The organism is Aquitalea sp. FG25 (assembly GCF_057809375.1).
Genome location: NZ_JBMDJV010000007.1, coordinates 23,017 through 37,610, shown reverse-complemented (window position 1 = coordinate 37,610; position 14,594 = coordinate 23,017). Strand labels below are relative to the sequence as shown.

Sequence of the window (14,594 nt, the reverse complement as noted above, 5' to 3'; positions counted from 1 at the left end):
AGGATCGAAATTGAAGACCATGAAAGCACTCACCTTCAAACGCTATGGCAAGTCGCCAGAGATTGGCATTACCGAAGTACCCCGCCCGGCACTCAAAGCCGATGAACTGCTGGTGAAGGTTCACGCCGCCGGGCTTAACCCGATCGACAATATGATTCCGACCGGGATGTTCAAACCGGTGCTGCATTTCCAGCTGCCCGCCGTAATGGGGAGTGATCTGGCCGGTGTTGTCACCGAGGTGGGTAGTAACGTAACCCGCTTCAAGCCGGGCGATGCCGTGTTTGCGAGCATTTTCGACCTGGGTACCGGGTCGATTGCTGAATATGCCGCTGTGCCGGAGCATGCTGCTGCACTGAAACCGGCCAATCTGGACTTCGTGCAAGCCGCCTCCATTCCGATGGTGGCTCTCACCGCATGGCAGGCGCTGAAAGAGCGGGCCAATCTGCAGGCTGGGCAGAAGGTATTCATTCCGGCTGGGTCCGGCGGGATTGGCACGTTTGCCATCCAGCTGGCCAAGTACCTGGGCGCAAAGGTAGGCACCACCACGAGTACGGGCAATGTTGACCTGGTGCGCAGCCTGGGGGCTGATGAGGTTGTCGACTACAAAAAGCAGGAATTCGAAACCGTACTGCGTAACTATGATGCCGTGCTGGGCACCACGCGCGGTGACAGCATTGAAAAGTCACTTGCCATTCTCAAACCGGGCAGCCGGATCGTCTCGCTGGTTGGCCCACTGGACGCGGCATTTGCGCGCAGAAAAGGCTTGAATTTTGTGCTGCGCTTCGTGTTCGGCCTGATGAGCCGCAAGATCAGGCGCCTGGCGCAGCAGCGGAGCGTCTCGTATTCCTTTCTGTTCGTCCGTCCGGATGGCACGCAACTCACCGCCATCAGCAAGCTGCTGGAAACAGAGCAGATCAAGCCGGTGATCGACAAGGTGTTTCCGTTCCAGGAAGCAGAAAACGCACTTGAGTACCTGGCCCGGGGACGATCCAAGGGCAAGGTCGTAGTCAAGATGTAAGGCCCGCCCTACTTCCCCTTCCCACCCATTCAACTGATCCAGAGAAAAGCCATGACTACCCTTCCGACCGTTTTCATTACCGGTGCCTCCAGCGGCATTGGCGCCACCTATGCCGAGCGCTTTGCACGGCGCGGCCACAATCTCATTATTGTTGCGCGCGACAAATCACGTCTGGATACCTTGGCACTGCGCCTGCATACCGAGTACCAGGTCGCCGTTGAAGTGCTGCAAGCCGACCTGACCCGCGCTGCAGAACTGCCAGCACTGGAAGCGCGGCTGCGTGATGACGCAAGTATCGGCATCTTGATCAATAACGCAGGCATGCCGCAAGCCGGTGGATTCCTGCAGCAATCCGGCGAAGCGATTGAACGCCAGATCACGCTGAACACCACCGCACTGACACGGCTTGCTGCGGCGATTGCACCGCGCCTTGCCCAGTCCGGTACTGGTGCCATCGTCAATATTGGCTCGGTGGTGGGGTTCGCCCCGGAGTTCGCCATGTCGATCTACGGAGCCACCAAAGCCTTTGTGCTGTATTTGTCACAGGGCTTGAGCCTGGAACTGTCCTCCAAAGGCGTTTACGTACAAGCGGTACTGCCAGCCGCCACCCGCACCGAAATCTGGCAGCACGCCGGCATTGACGTCAACACCTTCCCGGAGGTGATGGAAGTAGGCGAACTGGTTGATGCGGCACTGGTCGGCTTCGACCGTCGCGAGCCGGTAACGATTCCCCCGCTGCATGTGGCCGAACGCTGGGATGCACTGGATGGCGCGCGTCAAGGGCTGCTGTCAGACATCCGGCAAGCCCATGCTGCAGAACACTATCAGCAACAGCACTGAGCAGCTCAGCCCATCCATCTAAACGTGAATCTAACATCAAGGCCATTGCAATGCCCAATCTCTTATTTAGCCCTACCCAGCTTGGCAGCCTGCCGCTGAAAAATCGCATCGTGATGGCACCGCTGACGCGCAGCCGCGCGCTTGGCAACACGCCCAATGCACTGATGGCGCAATACTACGGCCAACGGGCGGGCGCAGGACTGATCATTACCGAGGGAACGTCCCCATCGCCAAATGGCCTGGGTTATCCGCGCATTCCCGGATTATTCAATGCAGAGCAAGTACAGGGCTGGCAACGGGTAACCGATGGCGTGCATCAGGCCGGGAGCAGGATTTTTGTGCAATTGATGCATACCGGACGCGTCAGCCATCCGGCCAATATGCCGGAAGGTGCCCGCGTATTGGCGCCCTCGCCCATTGCGGTTCCTGGTGAAACCTGGACGGACACGGCTGGTATGCAGCCGTATCCGGTGCCGGGTGAAATGAATGAAGCGGACATTGCCCAGAGCATTGCTGAATATGCCACGTCGGCCACACTAGCCCTGCAGGCGGGCTTCGACGGTGTCGAATTGCATGCCGCCAACGGCTATCTGATCGACCAGTTTCTTAATACCGCCTCCAATCAGCGCCATGATCGCTGGGGAGGTTCGGTTGAAAACCGCATCCGCTTTGCGGTGGAAGTAGCGCGAGTCACCGTTGCTGCCATTGGTTCTAAACGTGTGGGCATGCGTATCTCGCCGTATGGTGTTTTCAACGCGCAAGTACCAGATGCAGAAATGGACACGCTGTATCTGCGCTTGATCGAGGAATTAAATACCCTTGGTCTGCTGTATATCCATGTTGTTGATCACAGTGCCATGGGTGCACCGGAAGTCAGCCCTGCATTGAAGGCCAAAATCCGTAGCACATTCAACGGACAGTACATTCTGTCTGGTGGCTACGATGCCGCACGCGCCGAGGCCGATCTCGACGCGCAGCGTGGCGATCTGGTGGCATTTGGTCGCCCGTTTATCTCCAATCCCGATCTCGTCACCAAGTTGCAGACCGGGCAGCCATTGGCAGAGCCGGATTTCGCTACCTTCTACACGCCTGGCGAACAGGGCTACACCGACTATTGATCGAAGCCTCAGCCGGGTTGCGCTTGCGGTCACCCCCTTGTGGCCTGCGCAGCCCGGGCAGGCGCTTAAGCAAATTCAAGGAGAGCAACATGCCCCTGGTGCGTATCGACATCAAAAAGAATCCTGATGCGACCTTTGCCCAAAAGCTGGGCAAGGTGGTTTACGCGTCAATGAAGCAGGCGATCAATGTTCCAGACAAGGATAACTTTCAGGTCCTGACGGAGCACGACGACAATCATTTCGTCTACGACCCCGCGTATCTCGGAATCCAGCGGACTGATGGCGTGGTGTTTATCCAGATCACGCTGAATGAAGGACGCTCGACAGAGCAAAAGAAGCTGCTCTACCAGACGATTGCGGAGGGGCTCAATAAAGAAGCGGGTGTTCGGCTGGAGGATGTCTTCATCAGTCTGGTCGAGGTTAAAAAAGAAAACTGGTCATTCGGCAGCGGCCTTGCCCAGTACGCAAACTGATGCGCGCAGCAGCATCAGCTGATTCAGCACACGAATACTTCCATTTACGGAGCAAAGTATGAACTACACCATTTTTGGCAACACTGGCTTGCAGGTATCGCAAGTGGCTTTGGGTACCGGCAACTTTGGCACTGGCTGGGGCTATGGAGCCGATCCGGACGTTGCTGCTGGTATTTTCAACGCCTATGCCGAGGCAGGTGGTAACTTTATCGATGCCGCAGACAGTTATCAGTTTGGACAGGCGGAAGCATTGCTGGGAGATCTGCTGGAAGGACGGCGTGAAGATTTTGTTTTGGCAACCAAGTTTACCAACGGCTCCGCGCCCAACGCCAACCGGCTAGTTACCGGTAATAGCCGCAAGGCAATGATTGCCTCGGTGGAAGCCAGTCTTAAACGGCTCAAGACCGATAGAATCGATATCTACTGGGCACATCATCCAGACGGCATCACCCCCATTGAAGAAATGGTGCGTGGCTTTGAGGACTTGGCCCGTGCCGGCAAGATTCTGTATGCCGGCCTGTCGAACTTCCCGGCCTGGCGGCTTTCCCGGGCAGTCACCTACGCAGAATTAACGCATGCGGTTCCCATTGCAGCGGCTCAGTTTGAACACAGCCTGGTACATCGCGAGCCAGAGGCAGATTTGTTCCCGGCATCACTGGCGCTGGGCCTGGGGATTGTAACCTGGTCACCACTGGGGGGCGGCATGCTCACCGGCAAATATCGGCAAGGTGAAAAAGGGCGGGCTGAAGGTTTCGGCGGGCGTGTTTTTCAAGCAGAAAACTCAATCCAGCGCACGCAGATTCTTGACACGGTACTGGCAATTGCCGCTGAGCTAGGGGTGAGTGCCAGTCAGGTTGCCATTGCCTGGGCCGGGACACATGGTGCCGTTCCCATTATCGGGCCGCGCTCGCAAACCCAGCTTAAGGACAACCTTGATGCGCTGGCGCTGACGCTTTCGGCAGAACAGATTCAACGTCTTGATACCGTCAGCAGCCTGGATGCGTCCATGAGCGCCAGAAAACCGATTTCCCGAGATAATGGCAATCGTGCGCTTACGGTAGCGTGAGCAGGGTAAATCGCGCTATTTGCTAAGATCGTGTGCCAATAGCCAAAGCAGAAGAAACACACTTGCCCGTATTTGTGCTGCCCTGCTTTGGCTGACTAATTTGTTTCAATATTCCCGCATACGCTTGAGCGCAGTGGTATTTCAGCCCAGCCAACCGGGTCAGGCTGCCTTGCTCAACTCCAAAACCTGCAGGTCTTGCAATAGCGGTATTCCAACTCCGGCATCAATTGGGTAGGCCGTTGTTTTCCCGGTAAGTTGGTATCCTCTTCGCTGATAGAAGCTGAGTAATTCCATACGTGAAGACAGCACAGACATCATCAGCCGTTGCGGGTTAAAACATTTGATCGCGTAAGCTTCAGCCGCTATCAGCATTTTTTTCCCCATCCCTGAATTTTGCGCGGAGGGAAGCGTTGCAAGCATTCCTATCCAGCAATCTGCTGCATCAGGCGTAAGCTGGACGCAGGCAACAATTTCATGGTTGCGAACGGCGATCAGTACTGTTGAACCGGTGCTGATCTGCTGGATTACTTGCTCTGGTGATGTTCTGTCGCCAGTCACCAAATCCGATTCATGTGTCCAGCCACGCGAATTGGCATCTGGCCGGTATGCCTTATTGACCAACGCCGCAATTTCGGCAGCGTGGGATTTATCAGCTAGTTGGATAGTTTCACTCATGCTTTAAATAGTACATTTCTGGTGTATGGATGGTTCGGTCTTGGTGAGCGCATTGACGTAAGTAGCCAATTACACGCGCTATGCCTGTTATTTTCCCAATTGCCAAAGTAGCGTTTGCCTGGCATGCGCAATGCGTGGCTGACGCAGCTTGCTTGGCAGCCAGATCAGGTAATAGCGGATTTCAGTATGGCCAAGTGGTGGTGGAATCTCTTCCAGCACCCCGCTATGCAACTGGGATTCGCACAGATAATACGGCAACAGCGTCCAGCCGAAGCCCTGGCTCAACAAGCTGCGCAAGCCTCGTAAATCCTGGCCGGTAAGCGCAGGGATAAGCCCGGGGGCATGGATACGGTTTTTTTCCAGCCAGTGATCAATCAGTGATCGCTCCAGATTGTAGGCCAGCAAAGGCTCTGCCTGCAGCGCATCCCCCAGATTGCTGGCTGTCTTCAGCCGCTGCGCCACGGCAGGCGCAGCCACCAGCACGATCCGGTCGCTCAGAATCAGCTCCCCTTTCAGCCGGGCATCCGTGACCGGGTGCGCGGAGAATCCCAGGTCGTAGTACTCCTCCAGCAGCATCTGCGTCACCATCGGCCCGTCACCGGCATGCAGTCGCACGCGGATTTCCTCTTTCAGCAAAGGCACCAGTGCCGGGGCCAGCTTTTCTGCCATGAAGTCTGCATGACCGATGATATGCAGATTGCCCGCGATATCCGCCGAACGTGCCCGTGCCGTAGACAAGGCTGCTTCTGCGGCATCCAGCTTGTCGCCGATATCTGCTGCCAGCTCATCAGCAGCGGCAGTGGGCAACACGCCCTGGCTCTGTCTTTCGAATAAGGGCCGCCCGATGGCCACTTCCAGACCGGCAATATGCTGTGAAACGGCCGGTTGGGTGAGGTTAAGGCTTCTGGCGGCACCGCTGATCGAGTGCTGGCGGTACACCTCGACAAATGTTCTGAGACGAACTAGCGACATGCGTTGCCCATAAAAATAATTATACCCCTGCAAAAATACCCTTGTTGGCGGCCAGATACCAGTCCCCCTTATGATTTCTCCATCGCAGAAATGCACATCAAACAAGGAGATAAGCATGTTGAGTTCTGTCCTGTACCAAACCGAAGCCACTGCAACCGGTGGCCGTGATGGCTATGCCCGCACCAAAGATGGCTCACTGAATATCTGGCTGGGCCTGCCGCGTGAACTCGGCGGCAAGGATGTTGGCAATAATCCAGAGCAGCTGTTTGCAGCGGGCTATGCCGCCTGTTTTCTCAGCGCCATGAAAACAGTGTCGGCACTGAGCAAGGGCGCACATCCCAAGGTACCGGACAACGCCAGCGTCACCGCCCAGGTGGGAATTGGTCCGCGCAGCGAAGGCGGTTATGGCCTGGCCATCAGCCTGAGTATCGAGCTGCCCGCCATCGAGCGTAACCAGGCCGAAGCGCTGGTCGCCGCCGCGCATGCCACCTGCCCTTACTCAAACGCAGTACGCGGCAATATCGACGTGGCTTTGCACGTCATCTGATCAACCCGCTCCTGCTGGCCCAACATAGAGAAACCGGATATGGACACTCAAGCACAACAAGACCTGCGCAACATTCTGCAGGCAATAAAAAAAGCACAACTGGCGGCAGGCCCGGCCAGCATGGCGCTGCGTCGTGATCGATTGCAGCGCAGCGTGCGGCTGATTCAAGAAAACCATCAGGCCCTGGCTGATGCCATCAGCGCCGATTTTGCGCACCGCAGTCAATATCAAACACTGCTTGTCGATATGGTTACCACCATCAAGGGCTTGCAGCATGCCGCCGACCACCTTGGTGAATGGATGCAAGCGCAAGTTGTGGAAGCGGGATCCCCTGGCATCCATGCGCGGATCGAACCGCAAGCCCTGGGCGTAGTGGGCATCATCAGCCCATGGAATTTCCCCATCAACCTGGCATTCGGGCCGCTAGCCGGGGTATTTGCTGCCGGAAATACCGCCATGCTGAAACCATCGGAACTGACACCGCGCACCTCGGACCTGCTGGCCGAGCTGGTGGGGCAGTACTTTGCGCCGGATGAACTGGTGGTGGTGCAAGGTGATGCCGACATTGGCCGGGCATTCAGTGCCCTGCCCTTCGATCATCTGGTGTTTACCGGCAGCACGGCTGTGGGCAAGCATGTCATGCGGGCGGCGGCAGAAAATCTGGTGCCAGTTACCCTGGAGCTGGGTGGCAAATCGCCAGTGCTGATTGACGAAGATGCGGACCTGGACACGGCCATCGCCCGCACGCTCACCATCAAAACCTTCAATGCCGGCCAAATCTGCCTGTCGCCGGATTACCTGCTGCTCACACCGCAGCATCTGCCCGGACTGGTAAGCGCTGCACGCCAGTTTGTGGCCAACAGCTACCGCAGCTTTCAGGACAACCCGGACTACACCGCCATCATCAGCCCGCAGCATTTTGCCCGGTTACAAGGCTTGCTGGATGACGCACGGGCAAAAGGCGCAACCATCATCAGCCTGGCGGCAGCGGGCGAAGTAGATGCAGACCCGCACGGCAGAAAGATGGCTCCGCATCTGGTTCTGGATGCCACCGACGACATGGCCATCATGCAAGAAGAAATTTTCGGGCCGCTGCTGCCGGTCATGGTGATTTCCAGCTTCGATGCCGCGCTGCAATATATCAATGCCCACCCGCGCCCACTTGCTGCCTATTACTTTGGCGATAACCAAAACAGACAGCAGGCCTTTAGCCAACACACCACCTCGGGTGCCGTGGTGATCAATGACGTGATGACGCATGCGGCCATCGACAGCTTGCCCTTTGGTGGCGTAGGTGCCTCCGGCATGGGGGCCTATCACGGCATTCACGGTTTCAACCGCTTTAGCCACGCCAAGGCAGTGGTGGTGCAAAGCGCGGATGGTGCATCGAATCTGCGTCTGCGCGCGCCGCATCAAGATGGTTTGGCTGCGGTGAAAGCATTCTTGCAAACCGCATAAGGCTGAAATCCGGGCAGAAACGGGCCGCTTAGCCATGCGCACCAAAGAAAGCCGCTTCTGATTGATACGACGGCATCAAGTGTATAAATGTCAGGCCACGTATGACCAGGTAATGGAAAGTGCCGGTACTAATGGGGGCGAGCTGGCCGGTTCTGCTGTTCCTACGGATCCTTCATGATCAGGCGGTTCAGGCTTCCATCCTTGGTCATGCGGGTCATCACCTGGTCAAAGAGGGCGGCAAGTTTGGCTGCATCAGGGCCAGGTGAAAAGACCAAATAGCTGGCTACCTTTTCTATGCTAGGCCCGGTCTGGACGGCTTTATCTCCACCCGGCATGGTTTGCAGCAGATGAAGCCCGACAACACGGCTGCAGGGCACGATGTCTACCCTGCCGGCCAACAACTTACGCAAGTTCAATTCATGGCTATCGGTGCTATCCACGTTGGCAAATAGCCCGGCTTTTAATGCCTTGTCCAGCCGGGGGCTGTAGAACACATTGCGGGTAATGCCAATGCGGGCCCCGGCAATGGACTCCAGTTTGCCGTTGAACCTCCACCGCGAGTCCTTGCGTACAAAAAACACGTAGTCCTGAACCAGCAGCGGCTGAGTGGGATAGACCATGGCCAAGTCCCGCTCCGGGGTCTTTTTTAACGGAAACAAACCATCAACCTGGTGGTTGGCGATAAGGCTAAGCCCACGGTTCATGGGATAGAGTGTGATCTGCGCCTGCTTGCCGATCCGGGTAAATACTTCGCTCACGATACTGGTGGCAAGGCCCTGGGGGCCATGATCGCTATCGACGACATAGGGTGGATAGTCGAATGTCACCAGCCGTATCGGGGTGGCATGGCAGACCTGGGATAACAGCGGCAGTATCAGCAGCCAGTGAAGGAATCGCATGAGTCGAGGAGGCGGGACATCTTGAGGCCATAATTTACGATCTGTTTATAGTAGCCGCTTTTTATATGAATTTCTCTTAATTATGTGTTTAAACTGAAGACCGATCCGTCTACAAATACGCGGCGCTAATGCGCCGTAGGAGAAGCCGCCATACCGGTAAAAATCATCGCTTGCATGTGCGAGACGATTTCATCATTGCTATAGCGTCCAAAGTCTTTCATGTAATCAACAGCTGGATCGCAAGTGCGTGAATAGTAGGCGTAAAGCAGTACATCCGTCGGCAGATCGGAACGGATTTCTCCAGCCAGTTTTGCTTGCTCCACAATGGCCTGCAATTGCTTGTGCAGTTTATAAACACGCGTTACATAGCGGATGCTGCGTGTCAGCATTTCCCTCACCTGCGGACTGGTAGACGGCAAAAACGGCAGCCCGCCTTCCAGCCTTACCCGCAGTGCCCATTCCAGCAGGCTGCCCAAGCGGGCTTTGCCGCTCAGTGCCTCATCCAGACCCTCCAGATAGTCAAGCGCGCCATCCAGCAGCCGGATCATCACCTCTGTCGCAAGATCTTCCTTCGACTTGAAATGCTTGTACAAGCTGGGTTTGGAGATGCCGGCACCTTCGGCGACATCGTCCATGGTCATCAGGTCGAATCCCTTGCTTGCCAACAAATGGGTGGTTGCATCCAGCACGGCCTGCTCGCGCAACTTGAACGCCTGATCCTTGAAACTGAGCTTGCTTAAAATACTCATGAGTACGACCTTTTACTAATCAGTAGCTTTTTTTACAAAGCGGTTATATGCTGAATATAAGCACTGCGTCGCCTGGTGCCAAGTGATTTGAATGGATTGATCGCAGAGAATGCATACGGGCCTGTTGCAAAGGCCCTTGCGTACCGCCCCTGCAGACCAACAACACCTAGCGGTGTCTTTTTTCGGGAGTGATGGTGAAAGCAAATCCAGTCCAAGGTCAACGCGTAGCCGTTATCGGCGCCGGCATTGCCGGGCTTGGCAGCGCATGGCTACTTTCCGCCAGTCATCACGTCACGCTGTTCGAGGCGGCAGATTACGCTGGCGGGCATACCAACACGGTGGATCTGGAACTGCAAGGCCACGCTTTCGCGGTTGATACCGGTTTTCTGGTATTCAACGAGCGCACCTACCCTAATCTGATTGCGCTATTCAATGCGCTGGACGTGCCGTCTTGCGCAACCGAGATGTCGTTTAGCGTTTCCCTGGACCAAGGGCGTGACGAATGGGCGGGCAGCAATCTGGATACCGTGTTTGCCCAGCGCAGCAAACTGCTGTCCCCCGGTTTCTACCGCATGCTGTCCGACATTCTGCGTTTCAACAAGGCAGCGCCGCGCTTGCTGGAAACTGCGCTCAAACAGCAGCTGTCGCTGGGCGCGCTTTTGCAACAGAAAGGCTTTGGTGAACGCTTTCGCGACCATTACCTGGTGCCAATGGCCGCCGCCATCTGGTCCAGCCCCAGTGGTGAAATTCTGGCGTTTCCGGCCGCCAGTTTCTTGCGCTTTTGCATGAATCACGGTCTGTTGCAGATCAGTCAGCGTCCCCGCTGGTTTACCGTGCCGGGCGGTGCGCGTCAGTACGTCAAGAAACTGCTGGAGCAAATTCCCGATCTGCGCCTGTCCTCGCCCGTGCTGTCGGTGCAGCGCGATGAGACTGGGGTAATCGTGCATAGCCGCCATGGGCAAGAGCGCTTCGACAGCGTGATTTTTGCCACTCACGCCCCACAAACCCTTGCCATGCTGGCCGATGCCAATGCAGAAGAACGGGCGGTGCTGGGCGCGGTACGCTATCAAGCCAATACGGCCATATTGCACGGCGATCCGGCTTTATTGCCCAAGCGGCGCAAGGTGTGGTCTGCCTGGAACTTTCTTGCCGACAGCCGGCAAGCCGCACAGCGCGCCGTGTGCGTCAGCTATTTGCTGAATACACTGCAACCGGTGCCGGTTGCTTCACCGGTCATCGTCACCCTGAATCCGCTACGGGAGCCAGAGCGATCACTGGAGTATGCCCGCTTCATCTATGAGCACCCCTTGTTTGATCAAGCTGCAATTCAGGCGCAAACCCGGCTACCTGCCTTGCAGGGCAAGCGTCACACCTGGTTTGCCGGTGCCTGGACCGGTTACGGATTTCACGAGGATGGTCTGAAATCGGCATTGCGGGTAGCGCAGGACTTTACCCCACTGCCAAGCTGGGCGAGGCTGGACTGATGACTGATGCCTATCTCGTTAAGGGCGTGGTCATGCACCAACGGCTGCGCCCTGCCCATCACCGCTTTCGCTATCCGGTGTTTGCCGTGCGCTTGCGCCTGTCTGCGCTGGATGAAATTGGCAATGCCTGGTTCGGGGTCAATCGCTTCCGTTTGATGACGGTACGTAGCCGCGACTATGGCCCGCGCGATGGCAGCCCGCTCCTGCCCTGGATTCGCAGTCAATTGGCCAAGGCCGGTTTGCCAGACGATGGCGAGGTTTGGCTGCAAACCTTCCCCCGCGTGTTCGGCTACGCATTCAATCCGGTCAGCTTCTGGTACTGCCACGATGCCAATCGCCAGCTGGTGGCGGTGCTGGCCGATGTCAACAACACCTTTGGTGAACACCATGCCTACCTGTTGGCCAACAAAAATGGCCAGCCTATTCGCAATGGCCTTGCCCTTAGCTGCGTGAAACAGCTGCATGTATCCCCCTTCTGCCAGGTAGCCGGGCATTACCAGTTCCGGCTGGCAGAAAAAAGCGATCGCATGCTGATGCGTATCGATTACCACGATGCGGACGGTGTGCTGCTCAATACCAGTGTGTCCGGTGACATGACACCGTTGACCTCAGCCAGCACAGTGTCAGCCCTGCTGCAGCAACCCTTGCTGACCGTGTCCATCATCCTGCGCATTCATTGGCAGGCCCTGCGCCTGCTGTGCAAGAAAGTGCCGTTGTTCGGCAAACCGCAACCCCCATCCAGTAATCTGACTCACGGACAGGAGCTCCACCCATGAGCCTTTCCCGCGCCCTAGACATTCCATGCAGCACACCTCCTTTTGCCGGAAAATTACTGTTATCCAGGCTGAGCCGGCTTTGTCATGGCAGCTTGCGCCTGATTACACCGGATGGTGCCGCACACTGGTTCGGTACGACGGGGGAAATTCCGGATGCCGAATTGCACCTACGCGACTGGGCAGCCTGCAGCAAGCTGCTGCTGGCCGGTGATATCGGTTTTGCCGAAGCGTATCGAGATGGCCTGCTTGACGCTCCCGATCTGGTTGCCCTGCTAAGGCTGGCACTGCGCAATCAAGAAGTACTGGGTTCTGCCGCTAGTGGCAGCCTGCCGGCGCGTGCCTGGTACTGGCTGAAACACAAGCTGCGCCGCAACAGCAAAGCCGGTAGCAAGCGCAACATCCATGCACACTACGACCTGGGCAACGACTTTTACCAGCTATGGCTCGACCCTAGCTGGACTTACTCCAGCGCCTGGTTTGATGGCCATTACGATTTGCCCCTGGCGCAAGCACAGTCAGCCAAATACCAGCGCATCTGCGATGTCCTGGGACTGAAGCCTGGCATGCGGGTACTGGAGATAGGCTGCGGCTGGGGCGGCTTTGCCGAACATGCAAGCCAGCAAGGCATTGCCGTGCATGGCGTCACCATTTCCAACGCCCAACTGGAGTTCGCACAGCGGCGGCTGGCCAACAAGCCACTGGCAGAACTGGAATGGTGTGATTACCGCGACCTGCACGGCCAGTACGATGCCATTGTTTCCATCGAAATGTTTGAAGCCGTGGGCGAAGCTTATTGGCAAGGCTACTTCTGCCAACTACGCAAGCTGCTCAAACCAGGCGGCAAGGCATTGGTGCAAAGCATCACCATTGCCGATAGCCGTTTTGAACGTTATCGCAGCGGCAGTGACTTTATTCAGGCCTTCATTTTTCCTGGCGGCATGCTGCCCAGCCGGCATGCGTTCCAGCAGCAGGCTGCCCGTGCCGGTTTGCACACCTGCGACCGGCTGGATTTTGGCCACGACTACGCAGAAACCCTGCGCCGGTGGCGGCATGGTTTTGAACACGCGCTCGACGCCGTACACAAACTCGGCTTCGACGATGCCTTCATCCGCATCTGGCGGCTTTACCTGTGTTATTGCGAGGCCGGGTTTGACGAGAACAGCATAGGCGTATCCCAATTTTTGCTGCAGGAAGCACAACCATGAAACGCCTGTGCTGCTTGCTGCTGACCGGGCTGCCGCTATTGGCGTCTTGCAGTACGCCTGACATACAAAGCTACCGTGACAATACGCCCAAGCTGGATCTGTACCAGTTTTTCACCGGCCACACCCAGGCCTGGGGCATGTTCCGCGACCGAAACAGCAAACTGATCAAGCGCTTTAGCGTGGACATCAACGGCCACCGCGCGGGTGATGTGCTGATTCTGGATGAACGCTTTGTTTATGCCGACGGCACACACCAGCAACGCAGCTGGCGCTTGCAGCCCAATGGTGAAGGCAAGTGGCGCGGCACGGCGGCAGATGTGATCGGCGAGGCCGAGGGTGAAGTGGCTGGCAACGCACTGCACTGGCGCTACAGCCTGCGCCTGCCGGTAGACGGGCAGGAATGGAATGTGGACTTTGATGACTGGATGTTTCTGCAGGACAAACAGACGCTGCTCAATAGTGCGCGCATGAGCAAATTCAGCATCGGGCTGGGTGAAGTCAGCCTGTTTTTCCGCAAGGAGTAAGGCCATGCCATTTGCCCCCCCCAACGCTCCCATCCGCGCCTGGCCTGGCCAACGCGTGTGGCTGATCGGCGCATCCAGTGGTATCGGTGCCGCGCTGGCACGTCACCTGCTAGAAAAGGGTGCCGATGTCGTGCTGTCTGCGCGCCGGGAAGCGGTATTGCAGCAGGTGGCTGCTGGTCATGCACAAGCCCAGGTGCTGGTGCATGATGTTGCCGACCCCGCATCCTGGCGTGAATGCTGGGCACAGCTGCACGCACAACACCGCCTGCCGGATCTGGTTATCTTCTGCGCGGCCGATTACCGGCCCGAACAAAGCTGGCAACTACATGCAGAACAGGTTCGGCAAACCCTGAACACCAATCTGGCAGGCGTGTACTTTGGCCTGGAAACCATGCTGCCGGACTTGATGGCACGCCGTAGCGGTGGCCTTGCCCTGGTCGCCAGCATAGCCGGTTATGTCGGCCTGCCCGGTGCCAGCGTTTACGGGCCCAGCAAAGCCGCACTGATCAATCTGGCCGAACTGCTGTATGCCGAACTCAAACGCTATTGTCTGAATGTTTACCTTATTAACCCTGGTTTCGTCTCCACCCGACTAACCGCACTCAACGACTTTCCGATGCCGGCCATCATCAGTCCGGAAGCAGCGGCCGCACGGATTGTGCATGGCCTGGAGCGCGGTTGTTTTGAAATCCACTTTCCACGCAGGTTTACGCTATGGATCAAGCTGCTCGCGAAACTGCCTTACTGTCTCAGACTGCCCTTGTTGCGCCATCTGGTGCGCAACTGAGGC

16 protein-coding genes are annotated in these 14,594 nt (G+C 56.9%); 12 read left to right on the top strand and 4 right to left on the bottom strand.

Going from position 1 to position 14,594, the window contains the following annotated elements:
* Nucleotides 1-19: 19 nt before the first annotated feature.
* From ACODR9_RS08020 to ACODR9_RS08000, 5 genes are all read left to right on the top strand, one after another.
* The gene (locus tag ACODR9_RS08020; protein WP_488808673.1) at nucleotides 20-1,018 is read left to right on the top strand and encodes an NADP-dependent oxidoreductase; all 999 of its coding nucleotides are present in this window, start codon (nucleotides 20-22) and stop codon (nucleotides 1,016-1,018) included.
* 51 nt (nucleotides 1,019-1,069) lie between these two features.
* Complete coding sequence (locus tag ACODR9_RS08015; protein ID WP_488808672.1) at nucleotides 1,070-1,858, top strand: SDR family NAD(P)-dependent oxidoreductase; 789 nt, start codon at nucleotides 1,070-1,072, stop codon at nucleotides 1,856-1,858.
* Between the two features lie 50 nt (nucleotides 1,859-1,908).
* Nucleotides 1,909-2,976: an alkene reductase gene (locus ACODR9_RS08010; RefSeq protein ID WP_488808671.1), complete on the top strand. Its 1,068-nt coding sequence runs from the start codon at nucleotides 1,909-1,911 to the stop codon at nucleotides 2,974-2,976.
* Between the two features lie 89 nt (nucleotides 2,977-3,065).
* Nucleotides 3,066-3,449, top strand: coding sequence for a tautomerase family protein (locus ACODR9_RS08005; RefSeq protein WP_488808669.1), 384 nt, complete (start codon nucleotides 3,066-3,068; stop codon nucleotides 3,447-3,449).
* 58 nt (nucleotides 3,450-3,507) lie between these two features.
* Nucleotides 3,508-4,515 carry an aldo/keto reductase gene (locus tag ACODR9_RS08000; RefSeq protein WP_488808668.1) on the top strand — a complete coding sequence of 336 codons (1,008 nt, stop codon included), beginning with the start codon at nucleotides 3,508-3,510 and terminating at the stop codon, nucleotides 4,513-4,515.
* 159 nt (nucleotides 4,516-4,674) lie between these two features.
* Here ACODR9_RS08000 and ACODR9_RS07995 read toward each other — a convergent pair whose 3' ends face one another.
* Nucleotides 4,675-5,190: a GNAT family N-acetyltransferase gene (locus ACODR9_RS07995; RefSeq protein ID WP_488808667.1), complete on the bottom strand. Its 516-nt coding sequence runs from the start codon at nucleotides 5,188-5,190 to the stop codon at nucleotides 4,675-4,677.
* A gap of 87 nt (nucleotides 5,191-5,277) precedes the next feature.
* Complete coding sequence (locus tag ACODR9_RS07990) at nucleotides 5,278-6,162, bottom strand: LysR family transcriptional regulator (protein WP_488808666.1); 885 nt, start codon at nucleotides 6,160-6,162, stop codon at nucleotides 5,278-5,280.
* Between the two features lie 115 nt (nucleotides 6,163-6,277).
* Between ACODR9_RS07990 and ACODR9_RS07985 the strand changes: the two genes are divergently transcribed.
* Both ACODR9_RS07985 and ACODR9_RS07980 read left to right on the top strand, forming a co-directional pair.
* Complete coding sequence (locus ACODR9_RS07985) at nucleotides 6,278-6,709, top strand: organic hydroperoxide resistance protein (RefSeq protein ID WP_488808665.1); 432 nt, start codon at nucleotides 6,278-6,280, stop codon at nucleotides 6,707-6,709.
* Between the two features lie 39 nt (nucleotides 6,710-6,748).
* Nucleotides 6,749-8,167 (top strand): coniferyl aldehyde dehydrogenase, encoded by a 1,419-nt coding sequence (locus ACODR9_RS07980; protein ID WP_488808664.1) that lies wholly within the window; start codon nucleotides 6,749-6,751, stop codon nucleotides 8,165-8,167.
* Between the two features lie 161 nt (nucleotides 8,168-8,328).
* Here ACODR9_RS07980 and ACODR9_RS07975 read toward each other — a convergent pair whose 3' ends face one another.
* Together ACODR9_RS07975 and ACODR9_RS07970 are read right to left on the bottom strand one after the other, a co-directional pair.
* A complete protein-coding gene (locus ACODR9_RS07975) occupies nucleotides 8,329-9,066 on the bottom strand; it encodes a substrate-binding periplasmic protein (RefSeq protein ID WP_488808662.1) in 738 nt (245 codons plus the stop codon).
* 125 nt (nucleotides 9,067-9,191) lie between these two features.
* Complete coding sequence (locus ACODR9_RS07970; protein WP_488808661.1) at nucleotides 9,192-9,815, bottom strand: TetR/AcrR family transcriptional regulator; 624 nt, start codon at nucleotides 9,813-9,815, stop codon at nucleotides 9,192-9,194.
* 191 nt (nucleotides 9,816-10,006) lie between these two features.
* Between ACODR9_RS07970 and ACODR9_RS07965 the strand changes: the two genes are divergently transcribed.
* From ACODR9_RS07965 to ACODR9_RS07945, 5 genes are read left to right on the top strand one after another with little or no spacing between them, the layout of a single operon-like run.
* The gene (locus ACODR9_RS07965; RefSeq protein ID WP_488808660.1) at nucleotides 10,007-11,299 is read left to right on the top strand and encodes an NAD(P)/FAD-dependent oxidoreductase; all 1,293 of its coding nucleotides are present in this window, start codon (nucleotides 10,007-10,009) and stop codon (nucleotides 11,297-11,299) included.
* Nucleotides 11,299-12,075, top strand: coding sequence for a DUF1365 domain-containing protein (locus ACODR9_RS07960; RefSeq protein WP_488808659.1), 777 nt, complete (start codon nucleotides 11,299-11,301; stop codon nucleotides 12,073-12,075). Before ACODR9_RS07965 ends, ACODR9_RS07960 begins: the two co-directional genes overlap by 1 nt.
* Nucleotides 12,072-13,280 carry a class I SAM-dependent methyltransferase gene (locus ACODR9_RS07955; RefSeq protein ID WP_488808657.1) on the top strand — a complete coding sequence of 403 codons (1,209 nt, stop codon included), beginning with the start codon at nucleotides 12,072-12,074 and terminating at the stop codon, nucleotides 13,278-13,280. Before ACODR9_RS07960 ends, ACODR9_RS07955 begins: the two co-directional genes overlap by 4 nt.
* Nucleotides 13,277-13,804 (top strand): DUF3833 domain-containing protein, encoded by a 528-nt coding sequence (locus ACODR9_RS07950; protein WP_488808656.1) that lies wholly within the window; start codon nucleotides 13,277-13,279, stop codon nucleotides 13,802-13,804. Before ACODR9_RS07955 ends, ACODR9_RS07950 begins: the two co-directional genes overlap by 4 nt.
* A gap of 4 nt (nucleotides 13,805-13,808) precedes the next feature.
* Entirely contained in the window at nucleotides 13,809-14,591 is a 783-nt protein-coding gene (locus tag ACODR9_RS07945; protein ID WP_488808655.1) for an SDR family NAD(P)-dependent oxidoreductase, read from the top strand.
* Nucleotides 14,592-14,594: the final 3 nt, after the last annotated feature.

What these genes read in the sequence shown, in the direction of transcription:
- ACODR9_RS08020 (WP_488808673.1), top strand. Translation starts at nt 20, where the DNA reads ATGAAAGCACTCACCTTCAAACGCTATGGCAAGTCGCCAGAGATTGGC.
- ACODR9_RS08015 (WP_488808672.1), top strand. Translation starts at nt 1,070, where the DNA reads ATGACTACCCTTCCGACCGTTTTCATTACCGGTGCCTCCAGCGGCATT.
- ACODR9_RS08010 (WP_488808671.1), top strand. Translation starts at nt 1,909, where the DNA reads ATGCCCAATCTCTTATTTAGCCCTACCCAGCTTGGCAGCCTGCCGCTG.
- ACODR9_RS08005 (WP_488808669.1), top strand. Translation starts at nt 3,066, where the DNA reads ATGCCCCTGGTGCGTATCGACATCAAAAAGAATCCTGATGCGACCTTT.
- ACODR9_RS08000 (WP_488808668.1), top strand. Translation starts at nt 3,508, where the DNA reads ATGAACTACACCATTTTTGGCAACACTGGCTTGCAGGTATCGCAAGTG.
- ACODR9_RS07995 (WP_488808667.1), bottom strand. Translation starts at nt 5,190, where the DNA reads ATGAGTGAAACTATCCAACTAGCTGATAAATCCCACGCTGCCGAAATT.
- ACODR9_RS07990 (WP_488808666.1), bottom strand. Translation starts at nt 6,162, where the DNA reads ATGTCGCTAGTTCGTCTCAGAACATTTGTCGAGGTGTACCGCCAGCAC.
- ACODR9_RS07985 (WP_488808665.1), top strand. Translation starts at nt 6,278, where the DNA reads ATGTTGAGTTCTGTCCTGTACCAAACCGAAGCCACTGCAACCGGTGGC.
- ACODR9_RS07980 (WP_488808664.1), top strand. Translation starts at nt 6,749, where the DNA reads ATGGACACTCAAGCACAACAAGACCTGCGCAACATTCTGCAGGCAATA.
- ACODR9_RS07975 (WP_488808662.1), bottom strand. Translation starts at nt 9,066, where the DNA reads ATGCGATTCCTTCACTGGCTGCTGATACTGCCGCTGTTATCCCAGGTC.
- ACODR9_RS07970 (WP_488808661.1), bottom strand. Translation starts at nt 9,815, where the DNA reads ATGAGTATTTTAAGCAAGCTCAGTTTCAAGGATCAGGCGTTCAAGTTG.
- ACODR9_RS07965 (WP_488808660.1), top strand. Translation starts at nt 10,007, where the DNA reads ATGGTGAAAGCAAATCCAGTCCAAGGTCAACGCGTAGCCGTTATCGGC.
- ACODR9_RS07960 (WP_488808659.1), top strand. Translation starts at nt 11,299, where the DNA reads ATGACTGATGCCTATCTCGTTAAGGGCGTGGTCATGCACCAACGGCTG.
- ACODR9_RS07955 (WP_488808657.1), top strand. Translation starts at nt 12,072, where the DNA reads ATGAGCCTTTCCCGCGCCCTAGACATTCCATGCAGCACACCTCCTTTT.
- ACODR9_RS07950 (WP_488808656.1), top strand. Translation starts at nt 13,277, where the DNA reads ATGAAACGCCTGTGCTGCTTGCTGCTGACCGGGCTGCCGCTATTGGCG.
- ACODR9_RS07945 (WP_488808655.1), top strand. Translation starts at nt 13,809, where the DNA reads ATGCCATTTGCCCCCCCCAACGCTCCCATCCGCGCCTGGCCTGGCCAA.